Raw genomic sequence first — 25,037 nt, 5'->3', positions numbered from 1 at the left:
ATGAATTGCTTGTTGATCTTGCTTGTCGCGAGGCCGGCAAGCCGGCCTCGCCAGAGGTGTCACGCTCAGCCGCCCTTCTTCATCACCGCGTCGGCGATGTTGGTCGGGGCTTCGGCGTAGTGATCGAACTCCATCGTGAACGTTGCGCGGCCCTGCGACATCGAACGCAGCGACGTCGCGTAGCCGAACATTTCGCCCAGCGGCACCATCGCGTTGATGACCTTGCCCGACGGGCTGTCGTCCTGACCGGACAGCAGACCACGACGACGGCTCACGTCGCCCATGACGTCGCCGACGTAGTCTTCCGGCGTCACGATCTCGACCTTCATCATCGGCTCGAGCAGGACCGGATCCGCCTTGCGGAAGCCTTCCTTGAACGCCATCGACGAAGCGAGCTTGAACGCCATTTCCGACGAGTCGACGTCGTGGTACGAGCCGAACACCAGCTTGACCTTGACGTTCACGACAGGGAAGCCAGCCAGCGGACCGCTGGTGATGGTTTCGCGCAGGCCCTTCTCGACCGCCGGGATGAATTCCTTCGGAATCACGCCGCCGGTGATGTCGTTGACGAACAGGAAATCGTTCTCGACATCCGGGTTGGCGCGATCGGCTTCGTTCATCGGCGACAGCTCGATCACGACGTGACCGTACTGACCCTTACCACCCGACTGCTTGGCGTGCTTGTAGTCCGACTTCACGTCCGACTTGCGGATCGTTTCGCGGTAAGCCACCTGCGGCTTGCCGACGTTCGCTTCCACGTTGAACTCGCGGCGCATGCGGTCAACGATGATGTCCAGGTGCAGCTCGCCCATGCCGGCGATGATCGTCTGGCCGGATTCCTCGTCGGTACGAACGCGGAAGCTGGGATCTTCCTGAGCCAGACGGCTCAGGGCCATGCCCATCTTTTCCTGGTCCGACTTGGTCTTCGGCTCGACGGCCATCGAGATGACGGGCTCCGGGAACGTCATGCGCTCAAGCGTGATGATGTGATCGCCCGAGCACAGCGTGTCGCCCGTCGTCACGTCCTTCAGGCCCACGGCGGCAGCGATGTCGCCCGCGCGCACTTCCTTGATCTCGTCGCGCTGGTTGGCGTGCATCTGCAGGATGCGGCCGATGCGCTCCTTCTTCGACTTGACCGGGTTGAACACCTGGTCGCCGGAGTTGAGCACGCCCGAGTAGACGCGGAAGAACGTCAGCGCACCGACGAACGGGTCGGTCATGATCTTGAACGCGAGCGCCGAGAACGGCTCGGAATCGGACGCCTTGCGGCTGTCTTCCTTGTCGTTCTCGTCGATGCCCTGCACCGGCGGACGATCGGCCGGCGACGGCAGCAGGTTGATCACGCCGTCGAGCATGGCCTGCACGCCCTTGTTCTTGAACGCCGAACCACAGAACACCGGAACGATCTCGACCTTCAGCGTGCGCATGCGCAGGCCTTCGACGATCTCGGCCTCGGTCAGCTCGCCTTCGGAGAGGTACTTCTCCATCAGCTCTTCGGTGGCCTCGGCGGCGGCTTCGATCATGAAGCTGCGCGCGCTCTCGGCCTTCGCCTGAAGGTCGGCCGGAATGTCGCGGTACTCGAACTTGGTGCCCTGCGAAGCGACATCCCAGTGGATGGCCTTCATCTTGAGCAGGTCGACCACGCCCTCGAAGCCGTCTTCGGCGCCGATCGGCACCTGCATCGGAACAGCGTACGCGCCCAGGCGCGACTTCAGCTGCTCGACGACCTTGTCGAAGTTGGCACCGGTGCGGTCCATCTTGTTGACGAACGCCATGCGCGGCACGGAGTACTTGTTGGCCTGACGCCACACGGTCTCCGACTGCGGCTGCACGCCGCCCACGGCGCACAGCACGAACACCGCACCGTCGAGCACGCGCAGCGAACGCTCGACTTCGATGGTGAAGTCGACGTGGCCGGGGGTGTCGATGATGTTGAAGCGGTGCTGCGGCAGGGATTTGTCCATGCCGGTCCAGAACGCGGTCGTCGCGGCCGACGTGATCGTGATGCCGCGCTCCTGCTCCTGCTCCATCCAGTCCATCGTCGCGGCACCTTCGTGCACTTCGCCGATCTTGTGGCTGACACCGGTGTAGAACAGGATGCGTTCGGACGTGGTGGTCTTGCCGGCATCGATGTGGGCCATGATGCCGAAGTTGCGGTAACGCTCGATGGGAGTGGTGCGAGCCACGGGACCCTCTCGTAAGTTTTCGAATTCCAGATGGCCAGATGCCGGCTCGTGGCCGGCGTCCGGTTCGCATGGCGGCTGTCTTGCCGCCGCGGCAGCTCAGCGGGCTGCCGGGGCTGACGCCCCCTATATGGGGGCGCCTCGCTCAGATCACCAGCGGTAGTGGGCGAACGCCTTGTTCGCTTCCGCCATGCGGTGGGTTTCTTCGCGCTTCTTGATAGCGCCGCCACGGTTTTCCGAGGCGTCCATCAGCTCGGCCGCAAGCTTGCGCGGCATCGAGTTTTCGCCACGCTTGCGGGCCGATTCGATCAGCCAACGCATCGCCAGCGCCATGCGGCGCGAGGCGCGCACTTCGACCGGCACCTGGTACGTGGCACCACCGACGCGGCGGGACTTCACCTCGACGGCCGGGGACACGTTGCCCAGCGCCTTCTCGACCAGCTCGAGGGCGTTGGGGTTCTTCTCGCCGATGACTTCCATCGCGCCGTAGACGATCTTCTCGGCGACCGACTTCTTGCCGCTCTGCATGACCATGTTGATGAAACGGGCGATCGTCTCGCTGCCGTGCTTGGGATCGGGCAGGACCGAACGCTGAGGGGTGGAACCTTTACGCGACATGGTGCGTACCTATTCTCGTGATTCTTGTACGGGGCCGCCGGAGCGACCAACCGGGATTAGGACTTCGGACGCTTGGCGCCGTACTTGGAGCGACCCTGGCGACGCTTGGTGACGCCGGCGGCGTCGAGCGAACCGCGCACGGTGTGGTATCGCACGCCCGGGAGGTCCTTGACGCGACCGCCGCGGATCAGCACCACCGAGTGCTCCTGCAGGTTGTGGCCTTCGCCGCCGATGTACGAGATGACCTCGTAACCGTTGGTCAGACGCACCTTGGCCACCTTGCGCAGCGCCGAGTTCGGCTTCTTCGGGGTGGTCGTGTAGACGCGGGTGCAAACGCCACGACGCTGCGGGCAGTTCGCGAGCGCCGGCGAGGCGCTCTTGTAGGTTTCAGGGCTGCGCGGCTTGCGCACCAGCTGATTGATCGTCGCCATCTGGAACTCTTTGAAGAAAGACCGGATCGGCCTTTGCGTGGAAAAAACCAAACGGCATGCAGGGACACCCGGCACACCGAGACGAAAAAGTATAGCCCGCGTCGGACGTCACCGTCAACGCGGACTAAACCGGATGCCCCGCTCGGCCACCTGAGCGGCCACGACGCGGGGCTTCACTGCGATCCCGCCCATCCTGGGCCGAACACGAGGGCCATCCTGGCACCTCATTTCGTGATCTGGGCGGCCCCACGTGGGGCCGCCAAAGTGCCGGGATTGTACCGGCTATTGCACTTCGATGGAACCCGCGCCTCAGGAGGCGCTGGACTCCTCGCCCTCGACGTCCGCGGTCTCGACCGGCTCGGCGGTCGTCACCGGGCCCGCGAGGGTCTCCAGCTCCGATTCCGTCAGGCCCGTGGCGCCGCGACGGCGCTGGGTGTGGTACGCCAGACCAGTACCGGCCGGGATCAGGCGACCCACGATCACGTTCTCCTTCAGGCCACGCAGGCTGTCGCGGGTACCGCGGACGGCCGCCTCGGTCAGCACGCGGGTGGTCTCCTGGAAGGAGGCCGCCGAGATGAACGACTCGGTCGCCAGCGAGGCCTTGGTGATGCCCAGCAGGACCGGCTCGAAGCCGGCCAGGATCTCATTGCGGGACGCCAGCTTGGCGTTCTCCTCGATGAGACGCTGACGCTCGACCTGCTCGCCGTTGAGGAACTTGCTGTCGCCCTGGTCGGTGATCTCAACCTTGCGCAGCATCTGGCGAACGATCACCTCGATGTGCTTGTCGTTGATCTTCACGCCCTGCAGGCGGTAGACGTCCTGGATTTCCTTGGTCAGGTACACGGCCAGCGGCTCGACACCCAGCAGGCGCAGGATGTCCTGCGGGCTCGGCTCGCCGTCCACCACGGTCTCGCCCTTCTCCACGTGCTCGCCTTCGAACACGATGATCTGGCGGTACTTCGGGATGAGCTCTTCGTGCTCGTTTCCGTCGGTGTCCTTGATGATCAGGCGCTGCTTACCCTTGGTGTCCTTGCCGAACGAGACGATGCCCGAACGCTCGGCCAGCACGGCCGGATCCTTCGGCTTGCGGGCTTCGAACAGGTCGGCCACGCGCGGCAGACCGCCCGTGATGTCGCGGGTCTTGGACGCTTCCTGCGGGATCTTGGCGACCACGTCGCCCACGCCCACCGGCGCGCCGTCCTGCAGGTTCACGATCGAGCGCGGCGGCAGCAGGTACTGCGCCGGCAGGTCGGTACCCGGGATCGACAGGTCCTTGCCGTTCTTGTCGACGATGCGGACGATCGGACGCAGGTCCTTGCCCTGCGAGCCGCGACGCTTCGGATCGGTGATCTCGCGCGAAGCCAGGCCGGTCAGTTCGTCGGTCTTCTCGATGACGGTCACGCCGTCGACGAAGTCGATGAAGCGAACGAAGCCCGCCACTTCCGACACGATCGGGTGGTTATGCGGATCCCAGTTGGCGACGGTCTGGCCGGCCTTGATCTCCGCGCCGTCCTTGACGTTGACGGTCGCGCCGTACGGCAGCTTGTAACGCTCGCGCTCACGGCCGTGGCCGTCGAGCACCGACAGTTCACCCGAACGCGAGACCGCCACCAGGTTGCCGCTGGCGTGCTCGACGTGCTTGAGGTTGTTGAACTTGATCGTACCGGTGGTCTTCACCGTGACGTTGTCGATCGCAGCCGCACGCGACGCCGCACCACCGATGTGGAACGTACGCATCGTCAGCTGGGTACCCGGCTCACCGATCGACTGCGCGGCGACGACACCGACCGCTTCGCCGTGGTTGACCAGGTGACCACGGCCGAGGTCGCGACCGTAGCAGTGCGAGCACACGCCGAAGGAGCTGGAGCAGGTGATCGTCGAGCGCACCTTGATCGACTGGACGCTGGCGTCCTCGAGCTTCTGCACCCAGGCTTCGTCGAGCAGCGTGTTGCGCGTGACGATCGGTTCCTCGTCATTGCCCGGCAGGAACACGTCCTCGGCCACAACGCGACCCAGCACTCGGTCGCGCAGCGGCTCGACCACGTCGCCGCCTTCGACGATCGGGGTCATCGTGAGGCCTTCCAGCGTGCCGCAATCGCTCTCGGTGATCACCACGTCCTGCGCCACGTCGACGAGGCGACGGGTCAGGTAACCCGAGTTCGCCGTCTTCAACGCGGTATCGGCCAGACCCTTACGGGCACCGTGGGTCGAGATGAAGTACTGGAGAACGTTCAGGCCTTCGCGGAAGTTCGCGGTGATCGGCGTCTCGATGATCGAGCCGTCCGGCTTGGCCATCAGGCCGCGCATACCGGCCAGCTGACGGATCTGCGCCTGCGAACCACGCGCGCCGGAGTCGGCCATGATGTAGATCGAGTTCATCGACTTCTGGTCGATGGTCTCGCCCTTGGCGTTCTCGACCTTCTCGGTGCCGATCGCGTCCATCATCGCCTTGGCCACGCGCTCGTTCGTGCGCGACCAGATGTCGACGACCTTGTTGTAACGCTCACCGGCGGTGACCAGGCCCGACTGGTACTGCTCCTGGATTTCCAGGACTTCGGCTTCGGCCTCGTCCAGGATGCCCTTCTTCTCGACCGGGATCAGCATGTCGTCGATGCCGATGGAGACGCCGGCGCGCGTTGCATACGCGAAGCCGGTGTACATCAGCTTGTCGGCGAACACGACCGTGTCCTTCAGGCCGAGCATGCGGTAGCACGAGTTGATCAGGCGGCTGATGTTCTTCTTGGTCAGCTCGACGTTGGTCAGCGCGAACGGCAGGCCTTCCGGCAGGATTTCACGCAGCAGGGCGCGACCCACGGTCGTGTCGACGATCGAGGTCTTCTGCTCGCTGGTGCCGTCCTCGTTCTTCACCGTCTCGGTGATACGCACCTTGCACTTGGCGTGCAGCTGGACGGCGCGGTTGTCGTAGGCGCGCTTCACTTCGGCGACGTTGGCGAACACCATGCCCTCGCCCGCCTTGTTCTCAAGGCCGCGGGTCATGTAGTACAGGCCGAGCACGACGTCCTGCGACGGCACGATGATCGGCTCGCCGTTCGCCGGCGACAGGATGTTGTTGGACGCCATCATCAGCGCACGCGCTTCCAGCTGGGCTTCCAGCGAGAGCGGCACGTGGACGGCCATCTGGTCACCGTCGAAGTCGGCGTTGAACGCGGTGCAGACCAGCGGGTGCAGCTGGATCGCCTTGCCTTCGATCAGCACCGGCTCGAACGCCTGGATGCCCAGGCGGTGCAGCGTCGGCGCGCGGTTCAGCAGGACCGGATGCTCGCGGATCACCTCTTCCAGGATGTCCCACACCTCGGCCTCTTCGCGCTCGACGAGCTTCTTGGCGGCCTTGATGGTCGTGGCCAGGCCACGGCGCTGCAGCTTGGCGAAGATGAAGGGCTTGAACAGTTCCAGCGCCATCTTCTTCGGCAGGCCGCACTCGTGCAGGCGCAGGGTCGGGCCGACCACGATGACCGAACGGCCCGAGTAGTCCACGCGCTTGCCGAGCAGGTTCTGGCGGAAGCGACCCTGCTTGCCCTTGATCATGTCGGCCAGCGACTTGAGCGGGCGCTTGTTGGTGCCGGTGATGGCACGGCCGCGACGGCCGTTGTCCATCAGCGCGTCGACCGATTCCTGCAGCATGCGCTTCTCGTTGCGCACGATGATGTCGGGCGCATTGAGCTCAAGCAGGCGACGCAGGCGGTTGTTGCGGTTGATGACGCGGCGGTACAGGTCGTTCAGGTCGGAGGTCGCGAAGCGGCCGCCGTCCAGCGGAACCAGCGGACGCAGGTCCGGCGGCAGCACCGGCAGCACGGTCATGACCATCCACTCCGGACGGTTGCCGGACTCGAGGAAGGCTTCGACCAGCTTGATGCGCTTGGTGAGGCGCTTGAGCTTGGTTTCGCTGTTGGTGGCGGCGATCTCTTCCTTCAGCGTCACCATTTCCGACTGCAGGTCGATCGTGCGCAGCAGCTCGTACACGGCCTCGGCGCCCATCGCGGCTTCGAAGTCGTCACCATGCTCCTGACGCGCCTGCAGGAACTGCTCTTCGGTGAGCAGCGTGCCGCGCTCCAGCGCGGTCAGGCCCGGCTCCGTCACCACGTAGGCTTCGAAGTACAGGATGCGCTCGATGTCACGCAGCGTCATGTCCAGCATCAGGCCGATGCGGGACGGCAGCGACTTCAGGAACCAGATGTGCGCGACCGGCGAGGCCAGGTCGATGTGGCCCATGCGCTCGCGGCGCACCTTGGCCAGCGTCACTTCCGTGCCGCACTTCTCGCACACCACGCCGCGGTGCTTCATGCGCTTGTACTTGCCGCACAGGCACTCGTAGTCCTTGATCGGACCGAAGATGGCGGCGCAGAACAGGCCGTCGCGCTCCGGCTTGAAGGTGCGGTAGTTGATCGTTTCCGGCTTCTTCACTTCGCCGTAGGACCACGAGCGGATCAGGTCCGGCGAGGCGAGCGCGATCTTGATCGCGTCGAAGTCGATCGCCGCGCGCTGCTGGTTGAAGAGGTTGAGCAAGTCTTTCATGTCTTTCTCCAATCGGAGGAATTCGTCGATGGGCTGTAGTTCGCTGAATCAATGAAACGGGAAACGCGCGAGTCGCTGCGTTTCCCGCCCACCGGTCAGGTCTCTTCCAGCTCCATGTTGATCGCGAGCGAGCGGATTTCCTTCACCAACACGTTGAAGGACTCCGGCATGCCGGCCACCATTTCGTACTCGCCATCGACGATGTTCTTGTACATCTGGTTGCGGCCCTGCACGTCGTCGGACTTCACCGTCAGCATTTCCTGCAGGGTGTAGGCCGCGCCGTAGGCTTCCAGCGCCCAGACTTCCATTTCGCCGAAACGCTGGCCGCCGAACTGCGCCTTGCCGCCCAGCGGCTGCTGGGTGACGAGCGAGTACGGACCGGTCGAACGCGCGTGCATCTTGTCGTCGACCAGGTGGTTCAGCTTCAGCATGTGCATGTAGCCGACGGTGACCTTGCGCTCGAACGCTTCGCCGGTACGACCGTCGAACAGTTCGGTCTGGCCGCTGGACGGAAGTTCCGCCAGTTCCAGCATGCGCTTGATCTCGGACTCGGCCGCACCGTCGAACACCGGCGTCGCCATCGGCACGCCGTCGGTCAGGTTCTTCGCCAGGCGCAGCAGTTCCTCATCGGTGAACTGCGTCAGGTCGACACGCTCACCCACCACATTGTTGTCGTGGTTGTAGATGTCGTTGAGGAACTTGCGCAGCTCGCTGATGGCCTGCTGTGCATCCAGCATGCGCTGGATCTTCTGGCCCAGGCCCTTCGCGGCCCAGCCCAGATGCACCTCGAGGATCTGGCCGATGTTCATACGCGACGGCACGCCCAGCGGGTTCAGGACGATGTCGACGGTCTGGCCGTCGGCCGCGTACGGCATGTCCTGCACCGGCACGATGGTCGACACGACACCCTTGTTGCCGTGACGGCCGGCCATCTTGTCGCCCGGCTGGATGCGGCGCTTCACCGCGAGGAACACCTTCACCATCTTCAGCACGCCCGGAGCGAGGTCGTCGCCCTGGGTGATCTTGCCGCGCTTGTCGGCGAAGCGCTTCTCGAACTCCGCCTTGTGCACTTCGATCTGCTTCTGCGCGCGCTCGATCGCCTCGACGGCGTCGTCGTCCTTCATGCGCAGGGTGAACCAGTCCTTCTTCGACAGGCCATCGAGCACCAGCGAGGTGACGGTGTCGCCCTTCTTCAGGCCACCACCGCCGTTGGCGGTCTTGCCGACCAGCTGCGTCTTCAGACGGTCGTAGATGGCCGCTTCGAGGATGCGGTACTGGTCGTCGAAGTCCTTCTTGACGCGACGGATCTCGTATTCCTCGATCTGGCGCGCGCGCTTGTCCTTCTCGATGCCGTCGCGGGTGAAGACCTGCACGTCGATGACGGTGCCGTCCATGCCCGGCGGCACGCGCAGCGAGCTGTCCTTAACGTCGGACGCCTTCTCGCCGAAGATCGCACGCAGCAGCTTCTCTTCCGGCGTCAGCTGGCTCTCGCCCTTCGGCGTGACCTTGCCGACGAGAATGTCGCCCGCACGCACTTCAGCGCCGATGTACACCACGCCCGACTCGTCGAGGCGGTTCAGCGCCTGCTCGGAGACGTTCGGGATGTCGGCGGAGATTTCCTCCGGACCCAGCTTGGTGTCGCGCGCGACGCAGGTCAGCTCTTCGATGTGGATCGTGGTGTAACGATCCTGTTCGACCACGCGCTCGGAGAGCAGGATCGAGTCTTCGAAGTTGTAGCCGTTCCACGGCATGAACGCGACCAGCATGTTCTGGCCCAGCGCCAGCTCGCCGATGTCGGTCGAGGGACCGTCGGCCAGCACGTCGCCGCGCGCGACCACGTCACCCACGTTCACCAGCGGACGCTGGTTGATGCAGGTGTTCTGGTTGGAACGCGTGTACTTGATCAACGTGTAGATGTCGACGCCGGCGTCGGTCTCGCCGACGATCTCCGACTCGTTCACCTTGACCACGATGCGGCCGGCGTCGATCTGTTCGATCACGCCACCACGACGTGCATTGACCGTCACACCCGAGTCGCGCGCCACGGCGCGCTCGATGCCGGTGCCGACCAGCGGCTTCTGCGCACGCAGCGTCGGCACGGCCTGGCGCTGCATGTTCGCGCCCATCAGTGCGCGGTTCGCGTCGTCGTGCTCGAGGAACGGCACGAGCGCCGCGGCGACCGACACGGTCTGCATCGGCGAGACGTCCATGAAGTGGATCTCGCTCGGCGGACGCAGCATCGACTCGCCCTGGTAACGGCAGGCGACGAACTGGGCGGTGATGTGGCCCTTGTCGTCGGCCGGCGCGTTGGCCTGCGCGATGACGTACTCGTTCTCTTCGATCGCCGACAGGTACTCGACCGCGTCGGTGATGCGACCGTCCACGACCTTGCGGTACGGCGTCTCGAGGAAGCCGTACTTGTTGGTGCGGGCGAACACGGCCAGCGAGTTGATCAGGCCGATGTTCGGGCCTTCCGGCGTCTCGATGGTGCAGACGCGACCGTAATGCGTCGGGTGCACGTCGCGCACTTCGAAGCCGGCGCGCTCGCGGGTCAGGCCGCCCGGGCCGAGGGCCGACACGCGACGCTTGTGCGTGACTTCCGACAGCGGGTTGTTCTGGTCCATGAACTGCGACAGCTGCGAGGAGCCGAAGAACTCCTTGATCGCGGCGGCCACCGGCTTGGCATTGATGAGCTCCTGCGGCGTCAGGCCTTCGGACTCGGCCATCGACAGGCGTTCCTTCACGGCACGCTCGACGCGGACCAGGCCGACGCGGAACACGTTCTCGGCCATTTCGCCGACCGAACGCACGCGACGGTTGCCCAGGTGATCGATGTCGTCCACCACGCCGCGACCGTTGCGGATCTCGGTCAGCACGCGGATGACGTCGAGGATGTCCGACGTGTTGCCGCACTCACCGCGCAGGCGCACGGACTCTTCGTCCTTGCGCTCGGCGAAGTACTTGGCGTCGTACAGCACCGAAGCGCCCTCGGTGGCCTTGCGGCCGAGGCGACGGTTGAACTTCATGCGGCCCACGGCCGAGAGGTCGTAGCGCTCGAAGGTGAAGAACAGATTGTGGAACAGGTTCTGCGCGGCGTCCTTGGTCGGCGGCTCGCCCGGACGCATCATGCGGTAGATCTCGACCAGCGCTTCCAGCTGCGTCTTGGTCGCGTCGATGCGCAGGGTGTGCGACAGGTAGGCGCCACGATCCAGATCGTTCACCCACAGGGTGCCGACGGACTCGATGCCGGCCTTGCGGAACGCGGCCAGCTGGTCTTCGCTGATCTCGTCGTTCGCGGTGGCCAGCAGTTCGCCGGTCTTCGCGTCGACGACGTCGTGCGAGAGGATGCGGCCGACGAGGTACTCGTCCGGCACCGCGAGCGCAGCCACGCCGGCCTGCTCGAGCTGCTTGACGTGACGCGCGGTGATGCGACGACCGGCTTCGACGATGACCTTCTCGCCGTCGGCCAGGTCGAAGTTCAGCGTTTCGCCACGCAGGCGCTCCGGCACGAGCTCCAGCTGCACGCCTTCGTTCGGATCGACGTGGAACGTGTTGATCTCGAAGAACTCACGCAGCATCTCTTCGTTGTTGTAACCGAGCGCGCGCAGCAGCACGGTCACCGGCAACTTGCGGCGACGGTCGATACGGGTGAACAGTGCGTCCTTCGGGTCGAACTCGAAGTCCAGCCACGAACCGCGGTAAGGAATGATGCGGGCGCTGTACAGCAGCTTGCCCGAGCTGTGCGTCTTGCCACGGTCGTGGTCGAAGAACACGCCCGGCGAACGGTGCAGCTGCGAGACGATGACGCGCTCGGTACCGTTGACGATGAAGGTGCCGTTGTCGGTCATGAGCGGAATCTCGCCCATGTAGACCTCCTGCTCCTTCACGTACTTGATGGCCTTGGTCGACGACTCGCGGTCGTAGATCACCAGGCGCACGGTCACGCGCAGCGGGGCGCCGTAGGAGAGACCCCGGTTGCGGCACTCGCGCTCGTCGAACGGGGGATCGCCGAGCTTGTAGCCGACGTATTCCAGCGCGGCATTGCCGCTGTAGCTGACGATCGGGAACACCGACTTCAGCGCGGCATGCAGACCGCGGTCGGCGCGCTTGGACGGATCGGTGTGTTCCTGCAGGAACTCGCGGTAGGAATCGACCTGGATGGCCAACAGGAAGGGCACTTCAAGGATCGACTTACGCTTGCCGAAGTCCTTGCGGATGCGCTTCTTCTCGGTGAACGAATAATTCGTGGACGCCGTGGTCATGTGAGCTGCCGCCTCGGGTTTTCTTGATGCCGGGATTCGGGATTCGGGACTCGGGATTCGCGTGGTACGCAGGCGTGTCGGCCGGCGGAGGCTATGCAGGTTCGGCCCGTTGCGGCGCCGTGCGTGCTCAGTTTGCGAATCTCGACTCCCGAATCTCGAATCCCGTGGGGAAGTGAACTGTCAGTTGGAAGCCGCGGGTATTGCCGGCACCCGCACGCCCTCTAATGCTGCTTCCAACTACCAACTCGGTTGGGTTTTCGTCCGATCCGTGGCCGCGAACCGGGGTCTTGCTACAACGGCCAAAGGCCGGGGGCTCTCGCCCCCAGCCTTCAGGTGGTCGCCGGTACTGCGCTCTCGGTCAAGAGCAGGCGACGCGGGTGCTGCTTACTTGAGCTCGACGGTCGCGCCAGCGGCCTCGAGTTCCTTCTTGAACTTCTCGGAGTCTTCCTTCGACACGGCTTCCTTGACGGTCTGCGGAGCACCTTCGACGAGGTCCTTCGCTTCCTTCAGGCCCAGGCCGGTGATGGCGCGGACGGCCTTGATGACCTCGACCTTCTTCTCGCCGGCGGCCTTCAGGATGACGTTGAACTCGGTCTGCTCTTCGACCGGGGCAGCGGCGACGGCCGGACCGGCAACAGCAACCGGAGCAGCGGCGGTGACGCCGAACTTGTCTTCGATCGCCTTGACCAGGTCCATAACCTGGCTGATGGTCATGCCGGCAACGGCGTCGATGATCTGTTCGTTGGACAGGGACATGTTGTTAACCTCTGGAAATTTTTGAACTTACGAATGTGTTCAGTCGCGTGAACGAAGCGGCGATCAAGCCGTCTCGGTCTCGGCTGCGGCTTCTGCGGTTGCTTCGCCGCCACCCTGCTTGTCGGCCACGGCCTTGACGGCGCGGGCGAACATGGTGACCGGCTCGGCCAGGACGCGGGCCAGCATGGCCAGGGCCTGTTCGCGGGTCGGCAGCGAGGCGAGAACTTCGACGTGCGAGCCCGGATAGAGCTTGCCGTCGATGGACACGACCTTCGCCTGCAGCTTGTCGTTGGTCTTGGCGAATTCCTTGATCAGACGCCCGGCAGCACCGGGGTCTTCCGACGAGAACGCGTACAGCAGCGGACCGACCAGTGCATCCTTCGTGCACTCGAAGTCCGTGCCTTCGACGGCGCGCGCGGCCAGGGTGTTCTTGACAACCTTCAAGAACACGCCGGATTCGCGAGCCTTCTTGCGCATCGCGGTCATCTGACTGACCGTGGTGCCTGCGTACTCGGCAGCAACCAAGGAGTGGGCCTTCGAAGCGACTTCCGCCAGTTCGGCGACTACTTCTTGCTTCTGGGACAGATTGAGAGCCATTGCACTCCTCCAAATGAACTCCGCTCACGGCTCCAGCCGTTTGCGGTCCTGGGCGGCACCGGATCCATGGCGCCGGGGATGTTGAGACATCCCGGTGGTGGCCACTCCAGAAAAATTTCCAGAAGGCACCATCTACGCAGGCCGACCCGGAGGGGTCCGGATTAAGCAGCCCCGCTTCCACCGACGGCGATTCCTTGCCATGTCGAGCATCCCTGCCCGTCGCCGGTAGGCGCTGACCGCACCTGCGGTCTTTGACGGCTGCCGCCCCGATCGGGACCGGGGCGACGCCCTCAAAACTTGCTACCGACGGTTCGACACACCGTCGGCATGAAACGAATTACTTCAGCGTCAGCGAAGCCTGGTCCACGGTCACGCCGGGGCCCATGGTCGAGCTGATCGAAATCTTCTGCAGGTACTGGCCCTTGGCCGTCGCCGGCTTGGCCTTGATCAGGTCAAGCAGCAGGGCGTGCAGGTTGTCCTTCAGCGAAGCGTCTTCGAACGAGGCCTTGCCGATGGTGCAGTGGATGATGCCGGCCTTGTCGGTGCGGTAACGCACCTGGCCGCCCTTGGCGTTCTTGACGGCTTCGGCCGGGTTCGGCGAAACGGTGCCGACCTTCGGGTTCGGCATCAGGCCACGCGGACCGAGAACCTGACCCAGCTTACCGACGACGCGCATGGCGTCCGGGGTGGCGATGACGACGTCGTAGTTCAGGTCGCCGGCCATCATCTTTTCGGCCAGATCGTCCATGCCGACGGCTTCGGCGCCAGCGGCCAGGGCCTCATCGGCCTTCGCGCCCGCCGGAGCGAACACGGCCACGCGGACCGACTTGCCGGTACCGGCCGGAAGCACGGTCGAACCGCGCACCTGCTGGTCGGACTTCTTGGCATCCACGCCGAGACGCACGGCCACGTCGACGGACTCGACGAACTTGGCCTTGGTCGCGGTCTTGATGATCTTGATGGCTTCGTCGATGGCGTAGGTCTTGCCGGGGACGACAGCGGCCTTGATGGCCTTTTCGCGCTTGGTCATTGCCATGTTCTTAACCCTCCACCACCAGACCCATGCTGCGGGCCGAACCCGCAATCGTCTTCACCGCCGCGTCGAGGTCGGCCGCCGTCAGGTCGGCTTCCTTCTGCTTGGCGATCGCTTCCAGCTGGGCGCGGGTGACCTTGCCCACCTTCTCGGTGTTCGGGCGCTTGGAGCCGGAGGCGATGCCCGCAGCCTTCTTCAGCAGCACCGAAGCCGGGGTCGACTTGGTGACGAAGGTGAACGTACGGTCGGAGTACGCGGTGATGATGACCGGGGTCGGCAGACCCGGCTCGAGCTTGGAGGTCGCGGCGTTGAAGGCCTTGCAGAACTCCATGATGTTCAGGCCGCGCTGACCGAGGGCCGGACCCACCGGCGGCGACGGATTGGCCTGACCGGCCTTGACCTGCAACTTGATGTAACCGACTACTTTCTTAGCCATTTCTTCCTCTCCGGGTGCAAGCGCCTGGACCTCAGGCTCCCCATCGCGCCGGGAAAATCACGTGTCCCGACATCACGTTTTGACTGAAAAATGCCGCTGACACGGCAACGGCCGCCCCGTGGCGGCCGGCCTTCCGGCCCGCGCCCAAGGCAGCGAGCCGATAAGTATAGCAGGTTTTAGGCCTTTTCGACCTGGCCGAATTCCAGCTCAACCGGGGTCGAGCGGCCGAAGATGAGCACCGCCACGCGCAGGCGACTCTTCTCGTAGTTGATTTCCTCGACCACGCCGTTGAAGTCGTTGAACGGGCCGTCGATGACGCGAACCATCTCGCCCGGCTCGAACAGGACCTTGGGCTTGGGCTTCTCCACGCCTTCCTGAACGCGCTGCAGGATGGCATCGGCCTCACGGTCGGCAATCGGGAGCGGGCGATCGGCGGTTCCACCGATAAAGCCCATCACCTTCGGGGTCTCCTTGACCAAGTGCCAGCTCTCGTTGTCCATGCGCGGGATGCCCGCCTCGTCATGGGTCGCGATCTGGACCAGGACGTAGCCCGGGAAGAACTTGCGCTCGGAACGACGCTTCTGGCCGGAGCGCATTTCCACGACTTCTTCCGTCGGGACGAGCACTTCACCGAACCGGTCCTGCATGCCGTCGCGGACGATGCGGTCGCGCAGCGCCTGCGCCACGGACTTCTCGAAGCCCGAGTAGGCGTGGACGACATACCACCGCTTGTGCACTTCGCTCATTAGCTTTACTGCCCCAGGATTAGCTTGACCAGGAACTGGATGAGCAGGTCCATGGCTGCGAGGATCAGACTGAGGACGGCCACCGCGATCATCACCACCCAGGTGGTGCGCATGGCTTCCTGGCGGGTCGGCCAGACGACCTTGCGCAGCTCGAAGCGCGACTCGGAGAGGAACTCGCGAGTCTGCAGGCCCTTGCCGCTGGTCAGGAAGACGCCGGCACCCAGCACCAGGCCGGCCGCCACGGCCAGCGCGCGGATCGGGCCCGCCCACTGATCGAAGTAGATGTACGCGGCCACGCCAGCGGCGACCAGCAGCAGCGCCAGTGCGTACTTGACGATGTCGCCGGCAGAGGCGGACCCGGGTTGTTCGACCTTGCTGTTCATCCGATCCATCGCGCGGCACGCGCGCCGCGTGTGTTGTGGGAAAGACCGACCACGTCTGACCGGCTTCTGCGGAAGATCCGCATGGGTGGCACGCCAGGAGGGACTCGAACCCCCAACCTGCGGTTTTGGAGACCGCTGCTCTGCCAATTGAGCTACTGGCGTATGGAACCTAGTGTATGGGTTTTCTTAAGACGGCGAAGGCGGACCGAAGCCCGCCCTGCCGATCTTCCGGTTTCGGGACCGCAGGGCGGGTCCGATGACCGGGCCCCGGCTTCCGCCGGGATGAAATCCAAACCCCGCGCGCCGAAGCGCACGGGGTCGGTTGTTACTTGAGGATCTTCGCCACGACGCCGGCGCCGACCGTACGACCGCCTTCGCGGATCGCGAAGCGCAGGCCTTCGTCCATCGCCACCGGGTTGATCAGCTGCACGACCATCTTGATGTTGTCGCCCGGCATGACCATCTCGACGCCTTCCGGCAGCTGCACCGCGCCGGTGATGTCCGTCGTGCGGAAGTAGAACTGCGGGCGGTAGCCCTTGAAGAACGGCGTGTGGCGGCCGCCCTCGTCCTTCGACAGCACGTACACCTCGGCTTCGAACTCCGTGTGCGGGGTGATCGAACCCGGCTTGGCCAGCACCTGGCCACGCTCCACGTCGTCACGCTTCGTGCCGCGCAGCAGCAGGCCCGCGTTGTCGCCCGCCTGGCCCTGGTCCAGCAGCTTGCGGAACATTTCAACGCCCGTCACCGTCGTCTTCTGCGTCGGACGGATACCCACGATTTCGATTTCGTCGCCGACCTTGATGATGCCGCGCTCGATACGACCGGTCACCACGGTGCCGCGGCCCGAGATCGAGAACACGTCTTCCACCGGCATCAGGAACGGCTTGTCGACGTCACGCTGCGGCTCCGGAATGAACGTGTCCAGCGCTTCCACCAGCTTCAGGATCGCCGGCACGCCGATTTCCGACTGGTCGCCTTCCAGCGCCAGACGCGCCGAACCCTTGATGATCGGGGTGTCGTCGCCCGGGAACTCGTACTTGGTCAGCAGCTCGCGGACTTCCATCTCCACCAGCTCCAGCAGCTCGGCGTCGTCCACCATGTCGGCCTTGTTCAGGAACACGACGATGTACGGCACGCCCACCTGGCGCGACAGCAGGATGTGCTCGCGCGTCTGCGGCATCGGGCCGTCTGCGGCCGAGCACACCAGAATCGCACCGTCCATCTGCGCCGCACCCGTGATCATGTTCTTCACGTAGTCGGCGTGGCCCGGGCAGTCCACGTGCGCGTAGTGACGGTTCGGGCTTTCGTACTCAACGTGCGCCGTCGAGATCGTGATGCCGCGCGCCTTCTCTTCCGGCGCCGCGTCGATCGCGTCGTACGCCTTGAACTCGCCGCCGAAACGCTCCGCACCCACCTTCGTCAGTGCCGCCGTCAGCGTCGTCTTGCCGTGGTCGACGTGACCGATCGTGCCCACGTTCACGTGCGGCTTGGTGCGCTCAAACTTACCCTTGGCCATGACTGTCGACTCTCGCTTAAGGACGGTGTGCAGGTGGTGCGTAAAAGTTGGTGCTCACGAAAGGAATCGAACCTTCGACCTCCTCCTTACCAAGGAGGTGCTCTACCGACTGAGCTACGTGAGCAAGTTGTTCCAGCAGTTTGTCTGTCGCGGCATCAATGGAGCGGGAGACGGGAATCGAACCCGCACCATCAGCTTGGAAGGCTGAGGTTCTACCATTGAACTACTCCCGCGCCGGACAAACCTGCTTGGGTACTGCGCCGGTGGATGGTAAGTCCGCCGGTTTTTCCACCAGTCTAGCGACCGGGTGAAGCTGGTGGAGGGAGGTGGATTCGAACCACCGAAGGCGTAAGCCAGCAGATTTACAGTCTGCCCCCGTTGGCCGCTTGGGTATCCCTCCAAAAGAGCCCGCAATTTTGGGACTGGACGCCGAAGTTGTCAACGCGTTTCAGACATCAATTTTCGCGCGATGCACTCTTCCGCGTCTCCCGCCCCTCCCGTCCCGCCGACGGACGGCGGCTCCGGGCCTTACACGTTGAAGCGGAAGTGCAGCACGTCGCCTTCCTGGACGCGGTATTCCTTGCCTTCCAGACGCAGGCGGCCGGCGTCGCGGGCGCCGGACTCGCCCTTGTACTTGATGAAGTCGTCGTAGGCGATGGTTTCGGCGCGGATGAAGCCCTTCTCGAAATCGGTGTGGATCACCGCCGCGGCCTGCGGCGCCGTCGCGCCCGACTTCACGGTCCATGCGCGGACTTCCTTCACGCCGGCGGTGAAGTACGTCTGCAGGCCCAGCAGCTTGTAGGCGGCGCGGATGACCCGGTTCAGGCCCGGCTCGTCCAGGCCCAGGTCGGTCAGGAATGCGTCGCGATCGGCGTCTTCGAGCTGGCTCAGCTCCTCCTCGATCGCCGCACACACCGGCACTACTTCAGCGCCTTCGGTCACGGCGCGGGCGCGCACGGCATCCAGGTGCGGGTTGTTCTCGAACCCGTCCTCCAGCACGTTGGCGACGTACATCACCGGCTTGAGCGTGAGCAGGAACAGGTCGCGCAAGAGCACCTTGTCGTCGTCCGACAGACCCAGCGCGCGCGCCGGCTTGCCGGAGTCCAGGCCGGCGCGCACGCGGCTCAGGACCTCCACGCGCGCCTTGGCGTCCTTGTCGCCGGTCTTGGCCGAGCGCTCGGCGCGCTGCAGCGCCTTTTCTACCGACTCCAGGTCGGCCAGCGCCAGCTCTGTGTCGATCGTCTCGATATCGGCGATCGGGTCGATGCGGTTGCTGACGTGGATGACGTCCGGATTCTCGAAGCAGCGCACCACGTGCGTGATCGCATCGACTTCGCGGATGTGGGCCAGGAACTTGTTGCCCAGGCCCTCGCCGCTCGCCGCGCCGGCCACCAGGCCTGCGATGTCGACGAACTCCACCGCGGTCGGGATGACCTTCTGCGGCTTGACGATGCCCGACAGCGCGTTCAGGCGCGGATCCGGCACGGGCACGACGCCCACGTTCGGCTCGATCGTGCAGAACGGGAAGTTGGCCGCGGCGATACCGGCCTTGGTCAGGGCGTTGAAGAGGGTCGACTTGCCGACGTTCGGCAGGCCGACGATGCCGCATTTGATGCCCATGGCTGTTGTTCCGTGATTCGAGATTCGGGATTCGGGATTCGCAAAGGCAGCGCTTCGCGAATCCCGAATCCCCAATCCCTAATCCCTGCCCGTATGCAGCCGTTTCATGGCTTCGTTGAAATCACCGGCCACCGCCAGTGGCAGCACGTCGTCGGCGTCGGCGATGGCGCGCAGGATGGAGGCTTCGTCATCGACACCCGGCTTGCCCAGCACCCACGAGGTCACGCGGTCCTTGTGCCCCGGATGGCCGATACCCACGCGCAGGCGATGGTACTTGCCGTGGCCGAGCAGCTTGGTGATGTCGCGCAGGCCGTTCTGGCCACCGTGGCCGCCGTCGAACTTCAGGCGCGCAGTACCCGGCGCGAGATCCAGTTCGTCGTGGACGACCAGCATCTCCTCAGGCTCGATCTTCCAGTAGCGAAGCGCTGCCGTGACCGACTTGCCGGAGAGGTTCATGAACGTGGCCGGCTTGAGCAGCCACAGCGGCCGGCCGGCGATGTCGATCTTGGCGGTCTCGCCGAACAGCTTGGATTCCAGGCCGAAGCGCACGCCCTGGCGCTGCGCGAGGGCGTCAACAAACCAGAACCCGGCGTTGTGCCGGGTCCGGAGATGTTCGGCACCGGGATTTCCCAGGCCGACGATGAGGCGCAAACCGGCCATCGTGAACTCACGCGGCGACCCGCCCGCTCGCGCGGGCGGGTCGTCGGGACGTGATTACTTCTCGTCCTTCTTGGCGGCCTTGGTCGCCGGCACTTCGGCCGGCGGCGCATCGGTCGTTTCTTCCGACTCGACGCGGCCGTGCTTGGCGATCACGACGGCAACGTCGTGTTCCTTGCCCAGCTTCAGTTCCGGCAGCTCGACGCCCTTGGGCAGCTTGATGTCGGACAGGTGGACGATGTCGCCCACGGCCAGCTTCGACAGGTCGATCTCGATGAACTCCGGCAGGTCCTTCGGCAGGCAGCTGACGGTGACTTCGTTGAGCTCGTGCGTGATCACGACGTCGGCGGCCTTGCCGGCCGGCGAGGTGTCCTGGTTCAGGAAGTGCAGCGGCACCGAAGCCTTCAGCGCGGCGTTGAGATCAACGCGCTGGAAGTCCAGGTGCATGATGATTTGCTTGAACGGATGGCGCTGGATGTCACGCAGCAGCACCGGCTCGGACTTGCCGTCGATGTCGAGCGTCAGGATCGAGGAGTAGAACCACTCGTTCTGCTGGGCCAGCCAGGTCTTCTCGTGGTCGAGCTGGATCGGCAGCGGCGCGGACTTGCCGCCGTAGACGATGGCCGGGATGCTGGCGGCGTGGCGAAGGCGGCGGCTCGCACCCTTCCCTTCGACCTTGCGGCCAGTGGCCTTGAGGATGTGTTCGGACATTTTCGTAACTCTCTTTGCTTGCAATGAACCCGCCTCGCGGCGGGATGGACGCTCACCCGCGACCAGGTGAGCGGTTTGCGGTGAAGGCCGGAGCCGTCACCGCGGGTTCTTTGATCAGTCGACGTAGAGCGAGCTGACCGATTCGCCGAATGCCACGCGGCGGATCGTCTCGGCCAGCAGCTCGGCGACGCTGAGCTGACGGATCTTGCTGCACGCCTTTGCCGCGTCCGAGAGCTTGATGGTGTCGGTGACCACCAGCTCGTCGAGCTGGGACTTGGCCACGTTGTCCATCGCCGCGCCCGACAGCACCGGGTGCGTGCAGTACGCGACCACCTTGGTCGCGCCCTGCGCCTTGAGCGCATTCGCCGCGGCGCACAGGGTGCCCGCGGTGTCGACGATGTCGTCGACCAGAACGCAGGTCTTGCCTTCCACGTCACCGATGATGTTCATCACCGTGGCGACGTTGGCGCGCGGACGGCGCTTGTCGATGATCGCCAGATCCGCGTCATCCAGGCGCTTGGCGATCGCACGCGCTCGCACCACGCCGCCGACGTCCGGCGAGACCACCACCATGTTGTCCGTGCCGTGCGCGCGCCAGATGTCGGCGAGCAGCAGCGGCGAGGCGTACACGTTGTCGACCGGCAGGTCGAAGAAGCCCTGGATCTGGTCGGCGTGGAGGTCGACCGTCAGCACGCGATCGGTACCGACCGCGCTGAACATCTTCGCCGCGACCTTCGCCGTGATCGGCACGCGCGAGGAGCGCGGGCGGCGATCCTGGCGGGCGTAGCCGAAGTACGGCACCACCGCGGTCACGCTGGCCGCCGAGGCGCGCTTGAGCGCGTCCACCAGCACCAGCAGTTCCATGAAATTCTCCGCCGTGGGCGCGTTCGTCGGCTGGATGACGAACACTTCCTGGCGACGCACGTTCTCCTCGATCTCCACCTGCACTTCGCCATCGGAGAAACGCCCGACGAGCGCCTTGCCCAGGCGGATGCCAAGTTCCTTGCACACCGACTCGGCGAGCGGGCGGTTGGCGTTGCCGCTGAAGATCAGCAGGTTGCGGTCGTTCTGCATGGTCGGGCCGGTCGGGGATCAAGGATTCGGGATTGGGGATTCACAACGACTTGCGAAACCCCAATCCCGAATGCCCGACCCTTGTGTGGAGTTCCGGTTGGAATTGGCAGGGGCGGTAGGATTCGAACCTACGGATGCCAGGATCAAAACCTGGTGCCTTGGGCCTCTTGGCGACGCCCCTGCAGTGGTTCCCGTCAGGGAGCCGGTGTTGCGGTTGTTGCCTGCTTCGCCCAGTCCGCCAGTGCACGATGCAGCGGGGAGGCGTGAGCCCCTTCCGCCACCCAGGCACGAAGCCAGGTCGGCAATGCAGCCAGCGCCGCTTCGGCGGCTTCGCGTGTGGCGAATTCGACGAAGCAACCGCTGCCGGAGCCGGTCAGGCGCGGTGAACCGACCTGCGACAGCGCAGCGAACACGGCCTCGACGGCTGGCTCGCGCGCGCGCAGCACCGGCTCGAACGCATTCCCGAGCGGCACACCCGAAACGAAGTCCGACATTGTCGCGGGAGGGGCATCACGCGTCAATTCAGGGGACTTGAACAAAGTCGCCGTGGGAGCGTGCACGCCCGGATCGGCCAGCACGTACCACGCCGGCGCGAGCGGCATCGTTGCGAGGCGCTCGCCGATCCCCTCGGCCCACGCATTCTCACCGCGGACGAAGACGGGCACGTCGGCGCCCAGTTCCAGGGCCAGAGCCGCCAGGGCGTCCAGATCCAGGCCCGTGCTCCATAGCGCATTCAGGGCGACGAGCACGGTCGCCGCATCCGACGAGCCACCGCCGAAGCCGCCGCCCGCCGGAATGCGCTTTTCGATGACGATATCGGCACCAAGGCTGCAATTGGCGGCATCTTTGAGCATGTTCGCAGCACGAACCGTGAGGTCGTCCGCCTCTTCCACGCCGGGCACAGAGGGCCCGGCCCGGCGCACCTGCCCGCCCTCGCGGACCCGCAGGCGAAGGGTGTCGCCCCATTCGAGGATCCTGAACACCGTCTGCAACAGGTGGTAACCGTCCTGGCGGCGGCCGGTGATCCGCAGGAAGAGGTTCAGCTTGGCCGGCGCCGGCCAGGTCGACCACGCCGCGCCCCGCAGGCCCGACGCAGTCACGGGGTTTCGCCCGGCGACCAGGTATCGACGATCAGTCGCACCTTCGCCTCGCCCCGGGTGGCGGTGAGGCGCGCGGGCAGGACCGGCGTCGAGGCGGGCTCGGCCGGCTCCACCTGCCATTCGGCGTAATCAATGGTCCAGCCGGCCTGGACCAGCCGGACCGGGCGGTCGCCGGCGCCGTAGACGATCTGGGCCGGGCCATAGCGATCGGCATCGGCGCCCACGCCCCGAACCCAGTCGGCCAGCGCCCGCACGGGGATGTTCCAGCCGGTGGTCTGCACCAGCATGGCTTCGACGTCGTCGCTCGCGCGCGGACCGCCTTCGATGCCCTCCAGCCGCGCGCCGCGATCGTCGCCGCTGAGGCGCCAGCTCTGGCGCGTCACGGGTGCGCTCAGGGAGACGGTGAAGCGGTCGTTCGACTGCTGCCAGTCGATCCGCCCGCTGCCGCCCTGCTTGCCGTTGGAAACGGCGATGCGGCCCGACAGCGACCAGTCGCGCAGGTTCGCGCGAACCTGGTCCTGCGCCTGTGCGCGTGCTTCGTCGACGAGGACCTGCGGCGCGCGCGTCGGCTGGGAGACGCAGCCCGCCAACAGCAACGTCGCCAGGACAGGCGCGAGGAAAGCCGAAGCACGCATCATTCGCCGATCTTCTCCAGCGCGCGCTTGAGCGAGCGGTTGTCGGGGTCGATCTTGCGCGCCTGTTCGAAGTACTTGCGCGCTTCGTCCTTGCGACCCAGATCCCACAGCACTTCACCCAGGTGCGCGGCGATTTCCGCGTCCTTCTGCAGGGTCAGCGCGCGACGCAGCTCCACCAGCGCCTCTTCCTTGCGGCCCAGTCGATAGAGCACCCAGCCGTAGCTGTCGATGATCGCGGCGTTGTCGGGCTCGGCGGTGCGCGCGCGTTCGATCAGTTGCAGCGCTTCCTGGTAACGGGTGGTGCGATCGGCGAGCGTGTATCCCAGGGCATTGAGCGCGGCGACATTGTCGGGCTCGGCTACGAGGATCTTGCGCAGATCGGCTTCCGCGCGCGGGACGTCGTCGCGACGCTCCCAGCTCAGCGCGCGGGCGTAGAGCACTTCCGGATCGTCCGGGAACGCCGCCAGGCCGCGCGCGTACGCGTCCATCTCGCCGGTCGCGTCCTTGTCCTTGGAGCGCAGCGAGGCTTCCAACAGATAAGCGTCGCGGCGCGCTTCGTCGTCGACGGAGGCGTCGGCCTGCAATTCGCGCAGCGAGCGGTAGGCTTCTTCGTCGCGATCGAGTTCGTGCAGCACGTTCGCCGCGCGAAGCCGCGCCGACAACCGCTGCCCGCCGCCGGGCACGCCGCGGTACCAGGCCAGCGCTTCGTCGAAACGGTCCAGGAACTCGGCGATCTGGCCCAGCAGCAGGCGGCGCTGCGGGTCCGGATCGCTGGATTTGGCGCGCAGCTCCTCGTACAGCCGCGCCAGCGCGGATTTGTCCTCGGCCTGCGCCAGCAGGGCCGCGCGCAGGGCGTAGGTCTGGTCGTCCTGCGGCCCCCTGGCCAGCACGTCCTCGGCGGCAGGGTAGTCGCCCAGGCGGTGGTATTCGTCGGCGATGGCGCGACGGAGTTCGACGTCGTCACCGGCCTGGTTGGCCAGCGTCGCCAACAGGTTTCGGGCTTCTTCGGTCTTGCCGGCTTCGCGCAGTTGGCTGGCGCGCAGCAGGCCGACGCGGGCCTCGCCCGGGAAACGCTCGACCACTTCGCCGACGATGCGTTCCACCAGCGCCGGCTGCTCCAGGCCCTGCGCCAGTCCGCCGAAGGCCAGCCAGGCCTGCAGCTTGTTGGGGATGCGGTCGGCGTCGATCAGCTTTTCCAGCAGGCGCGCGGCCTGCTTGGGGTCGCGCGCGCCGCCGGACAGCACGCCCAGCGCCTGGCGCCAGCCGGCGTCGCCGGGCGACTGCAGCAGATCGGTCAGGTGCTTGCGGGCGGCGCGCTCGTTGCCGCGACGGATCGCCAGCACCGCCTCGGCGGCGGACAGGCTGAGCCCTTCGCCGCCCTGCTTGCGCCACAGGTCCAGCGCCTGCGCGGCACGCTTGTCGTCCTTGGCGAGCAGGGCGATGCGGGTCGCCCGCTCGGCCAGGGCCACGTCGTCGGCTTCGCGGGCGGCGTCCAGGTAGGCCTGTGCGGCCTCGTCCAGACGGCCGGACTGCAGCGCGAACTCGCCCGCCAGCAACGCCTCCAGCGACGCGCTCGTGGGATCGGGGGTGGGTGCTGGCGCCTTCTCGGCGGCCAGCAGCGGCGTGAAAGCAATGGCCGCGACAAGGAGGGAGGCGCAGATGGGACGGAGCGTGCGCGAGGCAACGGGCATTCGAACGGGCCTGATGGAAGCCGGGACGGGACGGGGCCGGTAGAATGTCGGCCTT

Annotated in this window: 19 protein-coding genes and 5 tRNA genes; all 24 read right to left on the bottom strand. The window is 65.5% G+C overall.

Going from position 1 to position 25,037, the window contains the following annotated elements; translation table 11 throughout:
- Positions 1 to 65 precede the first annotated feature (65 nt).
- Positions 66 to 2,186 carry an elongation factor G gene (gene fusA, locus AAFF32_RS08805; RefSeq protein WP_216959680.1) on the bottom strand — a complete coding sequence of 707 codons (2,121 nt, stop codon included), beginning with the start codon at positions 2,184 to 2,186 and terminating at the stop codon, positions 66 to 68.
- 147 nt (positions 2,187 to 2,333) lie between these two features.
- The gene (gene rpsG, locus AAFF32_RS08800) at positions 2,334 to 2,801 is read right to left on the bottom strand and encodes a 30S ribosomal protein S7 (protein ID WP_216959683.1); all 468 of its coding nucleotides are present in this window, start codon (positions 2,799 to 2,801) and stop codon (positions 2,334 to 2,336) included.
- Positions 2,802 to 2,857: 56 nt separating this feature from the next.
- A complete protein-coding gene (rpsL, locus tag AAFF32_RS08795) occupies positions 2,858 to 3,232 on the bottom strand; it encodes a 30S ribosomal protein S12 (RefSeq protein WP_216959686.1) in 375 nt (124 codons plus the stop codon).
- A gap of 309 nt (positions 3,233 to 3,541) precedes the next feature.
- The gene (gene rpoC / locus AAFF32_RS08790) at positions 3,542 to 7,765 is read right to left on the bottom strand and encodes a DNA-directed RNA polymerase subunit beta' (RefSeq protein WP_342317083.1); all 4,224 of its coding nucleotides are present in this window, start codon (positions 7,763 to 7,765) and stop codon (positions 3,542 to 3,544) included.
- A 95-nt stretch (positions 7,766 to 7,860) separates the two neighbouring features.
- Positions 7,861 to 12,027 carry a DNA-directed RNA polymerase subunit beta gene (rpoB, locus tag AAFF32_RS08785; RefSeq protein ID WP_216959692.1) on the bottom strand — a complete coding sequence of 1,389 codons (4,167 nt, stop codon included), beginning with the start codon at positions 12,025 to 12,027 and terminating at the stop codon, positions 7,861 to 7,863.
- 384 nt (positions 12,028 to 12,411) lie between these two features.
- The gene (gene rplL, locus AAFF32_RS08780) at positions 12,412 to 12,783 is read right to left on the bottom strand and encodes a 50S ribosomal protein L7/L12 (protein WP_216959694.1); all 372 of its coding nucleotides are present in this window, start codon (positions 12,781 to 12,783) and stop codon (positions 12,412 to 12,414) included.
- Between the two features lie 63 nt (positions 12,784 to 12,846).
- A complete protein-coding gene (rplJ, locus tag AAFF32_RS08775; RefSeq protein ID WP_216959697.1) occupies positions 12,847 to 13,380 on the bottom strand; it encodes a 50S ribosomal protein L10 in 534 nt (177 codons plus the stop codon).
- Between the two features lie 337 nt (positions 13,381 to 13,717).
- Complete coding sequence (gene rplA, locus AAFF32_RS08770; RefSeq protein ID WP_216959700.1) at positions 13,718 to 14,416, bottom strand: 50S ribosomal protein L1; 699 nt, start codon at positions 14,414 to 14,416, stop codon at positions 13,718 to 13,720.
- A 4-nt stretch (positions 14,417 to 14,420) separates the two neighbouring features.
- Positions 14,421 to 14,849 (bottom strand): 50S ribosomal protein L11, encoded by a 429-nt coding sequence (rplK, locus tag AAFF32_RS08765; RefSeq protein ID WP_137835422.1) that lies wholly within the window; start codon positions 14,847 to 14,849, stop codon positions 14,421 to 14,423.
- A gap of 176 nt (positions 14,850 to 15,025) precedes the next feature.
- Positions 15,026 to 15,595 (bottom strand): transcription termination/antitermination protein NusG, encoded by a 570-nt coding sequence (gene nusG / locus AAFF32_RS08760; RefSeq protein ID WP_216959702.1) that lies wholly within the window; start codon positions 15,593 to 15,595, stop codon positions 15,026 to 15,028.
- 5 nt (positions 15,596 to 15,600) lie between these two features.
- On the bottom strand, positions 15,601 to 15,978 hold the full coding sequence (secE, locus tag AAFF32_RS08755) for a preprotein translocase subunit SecE (RefSeq protein ID WP_216959706.1): 378 nt from the start codon (positions 15,976 to 15,978) through the stop codon (positions 15,601 to 15,603).
- Positions 15,979 to 16,064: 86 nt separating this feature from the next.
- Positions 16,065 to 16,140 (bottom strand) — tRNA-Trp (locus AAFF32_RS08750).
- Positions 16,141 to 16,303: 163 nt separating this feature from the next.
- Positions 16,304 to 17,494 carry an elongation factor Tu gene (gene tuf / locus AAFF32_RS08745; RefSeq protein WP_216959677.1) on the bottom strand — a complete coding sequence of 397 codons (1,191 nt, stop codon included), beginning with the start codon at positions 17,492 to 17,494 and terminating at the stop codon, positions 16,304 to 16,306.
- A gap of 48 nt (positions 17,495 to 17,542) precedes the next feature.
- Positions 17,543 to 17,618: transfer RNA gene (locus AAFF32_RS08740), tRNA-Thr, on the bottom strand.
- Positions 17,619 to 17,653: 35 nt separating this feature from the next.
- Positions 17,654 to 17,727 (bottom strand) — tRNA-Gly (locus AAFF32_RS08735).
- Between the two features lie 81 nt (positions 17,728 to 17,808).
- Positions 17,809 to 17,894, bottom strand: a tRNA-Tyr gene (locus AAFF32_RS08730).
- A 128-nt stretch (positions 17,895 to 18,022) separates the two neighbouring features.
- Complete coding sequence (gene ychF, locus AAFF32_RS08725; protein WP_342317082.1) at positions 18,023 to 19,114, bottom strand: redox-regulated ATPase YchF; 1,092 nt, start codon at positions 19,112 to 19,114, stop codon at positions 18,023 to 18,025.
- Positions 19,115 to 19,192: 78 nt separating this feature from the next.
- A complete protein-coding gene (gene pth, locus AAFF32_RS08720) occupies positions 19,193 to 19,774 on the bottom strand; it encodes an aminoacyl-tRNA hydrolase (protein WP_216959722.1) in 582 nt (193 codons plus the stop codon).
- A 54-nt stretch (positions 19,775 to 19,828) separates the two neighbouring features.
- Complete coding sequence (locus tag AAFF32_RS08715; RefSeq protein WP_216959725.1) at positions 19,829 to 20,482, bottom strand: 50S ribosomal protein L25/general stress protein Ctc; 654 nt, start codon at positions 20,480 to 20,482, stop codon at positions 19,829 to 19,831.
- Positions 20,483 to 20,596: 114 nt separating this feature from the next.
- Positions 20,597 to 21,556, bottom strand: a complete 960-nt coding sequence (locus AAFF32_RS08710) for a ribose-phosphate diphosphokinase (RefSeq protein WP_342317081.1) — start codon at positions 21,554 to 21,556, stop codon at positions 20,597 to 20,599.
- Between the two features lie 104 nt (positions 21,557 to 21,660).
- A tRNA-Gln gene (locus AAFF32_RS08705) sits at positions 21,661 to 21,737 on the bottom strand.
- A gap of 13 nt (positions 21,738 to 21,750) precedes the next feature.
- A complete protein-coding gene (ispE, locus tag AAFF32_RS08700) occupies positions 21,751 to 22,656 on the bottom strand; it encodes a 4-(cytidine 5'-diphospho)-2-C-methyl-D-erythritol kinase (RefSeq protein WP_342317080.1) in 906 nt (301 codons plus the stop codon).
- On the bottom strand, positions 22,653 to 23,291 hold the full coding sequence (gene lolB / locus AAFF32_RS08695) for a lipoprotein insertase outer membrane protein LolB (RefSeq protein ID WP_342317079.1): 639 nt from the start codon (positions 23,289 to 23,291) through the stop codon (positions 22,653 to 22,655). Before lolB ends, ispE begins: the two co-directional genes overlap by 4 nt.
- Positions 23,291 to 24,982: a tetratricopeptide repeat protein gene (locus AAFF32_RS08690; protein WP_342317078.1), complete on the bottom strand. Its 1,692-nt coding sequence runs from the start codon at positions 24,980 to 24,982 to the stop codon at positions 23,291 to 23,293. The genes lolB and AAFF32_RS08690 overlap by 1 nt, the downstream gene beginning before the upstream one ends.
- Between the last annotated feature and the right edge of the window lie 55 nt (positions 24,983 to 25,037).

The sequence above is a fragment of the Lysobacter sp. FW306-1B-D06B genome (assembly GCF_038446665.1).
In the GTDB taxonomy this organism is placed as follows: Bacteria; Pseudomonadota; Gammaproteobacteria; order Xanthomonadales; family Xanthomonadaceae; genus Lysobacter_J.
Note: the sequence above shows the minus strand (reverse complement) of the source record. Positions and strands in the feature narration are given on the sequence as shown.

Coding starts and splice junctions, on each gene's coding strand:
- rpsG (WP_216959683.1), bottom strand. CDS start 2,801: ATGTCGCGTAAAGGTTCCACCCCTCAGCGTTCGGTCCTGCCCGATCCC.
- rpsL (WP_216959686.1), bottom strand. CDS start 3,232: ATGGCGACGATCAATCAGCTGGTGCGCAAGCCGCGCAGCCCTGAAACC.
- rpoC (WP_342317083.1), bottom strand. CDS start 7,765: ATGAAAGACTTGCTCAACCTCTTCAACCAGCAGCGCGCGGCGATCGAC.
- rpoB (WP_216959692.1), bottom strand. CDS start 12,027: ATGACCACGGCGTCCACGAATTATTCGTTCACCGAGAAGAAGCGCATC.
- rplL (WP_216959694.1), bottom strand. CDS start 12,783: ATGTCCCTGTCCAACGAACAGATCATCGACGCCGTTGCCGGCATGACC.
- rplJ (WP_216959697.1), bottom strand. CDS start 13,380: ATGGCTCTCAATCTGTCCCAGAAGCAAGAAGTAGTCGCCGAACTGGCG.
- rplA (WP_216959700.1), bottom strand. CDS start 14,416: ATGGCAATGACCAAGCGCGAAAAGGCCATCAAGGCCGCTGTCGTCCCC.
- rplK (WP_137835422.1), bottom strand. CDS start 14,849: ATGGCTAAGAAAGTAGTCGGTTACATCAAGTTGCAGGTCAAGGCCGGT.
- nusG (WP_216959702.1), bottom strand. CDS start 15,595: ATGAGCGAAGTGCACAAGCGGTGGTATGTCGTCCACGCCTACTCGGGC.
- secE (WP_216959706.1), bottom strand. CDS start 15,978: ATGAACAGCAAGGTCGAACAACCCGGGTCCGCCTCTGCCGGCGACATC.
- tuf (WP_216959677.1), bottom strand. CDS start 17,494: ATGGCCAAGGGTAAGTTTGAGCGCACCAAGCCGCACGTGAACGTGGGC.
- ychF (WP_342317082.1), bottom strand. CDS start 19,114: ATGGGCATCAAATGCGGCATCGTCGGCCTGCCGAACGTCGGCAAGTCG.
- pth (WP_216959722.1), bottom strand. CDS start 19,774: ATGGCCGGTTTGCGCCTCATCGTCGGCCTGGGAAATCCCGGTGCCGAA.
- AAFF32_RS08715 (WP_216959725.1), bottom strand. CDS start 20,482: ATGTCCGAACACATCCTCAAGGCCACTGGCCGCAAGGTCGAAGGGAAG.
- AAFF32_RS08710 (WP_342317081.1), bottom strand. CDS start 21,556: ATGCAGAACGACCGCAACCTGCTGATCTTCAGCGGCAACGCCAACCGC.
- lolB (WP_342317079.1), bottom strand. CDS start 23,291: ATGCGTGCTTCGGCTTTCCTCGCGCCTGTCCTGGCGACGTTGCTGTTG.
- AAFF32_RS08690 (WP_342317078.1), bottom strand. CDS start 24,982: ATGCCCGTTGCCTCGCGCACGCTCCGTCCCATCTGCGCCTCCCTCCTT.